1 protein-coding gene is annotated in these 368 nt (G+C 37.2%); it reads right to left on the reverse strand.

Annotation, left to right across the window (positions count from 1 at the left end; translation table 11 throughout):
- Positions 1-142, reverse strand: a 142-nt coding sequence (locus AB4496_RS27405) for a GntR family transcriptional regulator (protein WP_372133120.1), incomplete at its 3' end; no start/stop codon positions are given.
- Positions 143-368 lie beyond the last annotated feature (226 nt).

Here is a 368-nt window from a genome sequence, read left to right on the forward strand (position 1 = left end):
GCCTAACCGTCACACGGCTTACCGAGAATACTTCACGCAATTGCGCTTCTGTTGGGAGTGCTTCTCCAACTTTATATTCACCAGAACTGATCTTTTCTCTTATTGCATCGGCGATTTGGCGATACATAGGGAGTCTTGCCATTTTTGCCTCATTTGTGCGCTAGAACAACTAGACTTTGATTAACAACCTGTACCTTAAATACGTAAATTTGCTCTATATAAGCCTTGCTTTAAAGGTTAGTGTGAGCGTCGTATCGGCGTTTTGTAGTACATATAATACAAATTAAACGATACATAACAAGCTTTCTTAAAGGATTTTCCAATACGATTTAAATACAAATTAAATACAAATATGTATTGGTGAGATC

The sequence above is a fragment of the Vibrio sp. 10N.222.46.A1 genome, from assembly GCF_041473595.1.
Lineage (GTDB): Bacteria > Pseudomonadota > Gammaproteobacteria > Enterobacterales > Vibrionaceae > Vibrio > Vibrio tasmaniensis_A.